The 821-nt window shown below is 66.7% G+C and carries 1 protein-coding gene and 1 pseudogene; one reads left to right on the top strand and one right to left on the bottom strand.

Features of this window, described 5'->3' with window-relative positions; all coding sequences use genetic code 11:
- Positions 1-154 precede the first annotated feature (154 nt).
- Positions 155-664: pseudogene (locus tag GT042_RS02120) on the bottom strand (class E sortase); the annotation flags it as partial.
- On the opposite strand from GT042_RS02120, the gene GT042_RS38620 reads away from it, so the two are divergent.
- The coding region (locus GT042_RS38620) for a hypothetical protein (protein ID WP_237530398.1) at positions 633-821 on the top strand (189 nt) is incomplete at its 3' end. The pseudogene GT042_RS02120 and the gene GT042_RS38620 overlap by 32 nt on opposite strands.

Genomic DNA, 821 nt, shown 5'->3' with positions numbered 1-821 from the left:
CCGAAAAGAATCAGGGCGAGCAGAAGAACGAGTAGCAGGGGAACCATAGTTATCAACCTCCAGGACAGCGTGTGCCCTGAAAGGATCCGCTCACGCATATGATCTTATGTAATTCCTACAGCACGCTGAGTCACCTGCCGAGTCTCACCGTCGGTCAGGGCGTGGAGGCCTTCTTCTCCGCCACCAGTTCGCCGACCTTGTCGATGCGGTGTTCCGGGTTGTGCCGGTCGTCGCGCCAGAAGTTCCCGGCCGCGTTGTCCTCCGGTGTCGCACACGTGGAGAGTGTGATCATCGCCTTGGTCGGCTGCTTGCCCGGGAAGCCGGGCACCGCCGCCCGCTGGTCCGCGAGTGAGCTCGCGGAGCGGAAGGAAGTGATCCGGGACTCCGTGATCCTGTACTCGTAGATGATGCCCTTGGCCGTGACGAACACGCGGTCGCCCGTCTTGAGCGACGGCACCTCGCGCAGTGGACCGCCCGCGGAGAGGCGGTGGCCCGTGACGAGGTAGTTGCCGACCTGACCGGGTCCGACACCCCCGTGAGGACCGTACGGACTGGCGGCGATGCCCCGGTCCTGTATCCGCGTGCCGGGCCAGTCGTCGGTCGTGCCCTGGTACGGGACCACCCGCAGCGCCTTGATGTCGATCGACGGGATCGTCAGCGTGGCATTGACGATGCGCGGGGCCGGCGGGCGTGGTGACTGTGTGCGCGGTGATGGCGTCGCGGACCCGGCGTCGGACGTCGCCGTCCCGGTCGGCCGCGTTTCCGTCGGCTGCGTTTCCGTCGGCTGCGTTTCCGTCGGCCGCGTTTCCGTCGGCCCCGTC

Origin of the sequence: Streptomyces sp. SID3212, from assembly GCF_009865405.1 — a bacterium.
Lineage (GTDB): Bacteria > Actinomycetota > Actinomycetes > Streptomycetales > Streptomycetaceae > Streptomyces.
This window is presented reverse-complemented; position numbering and strand designations above follow the sequence as displayed.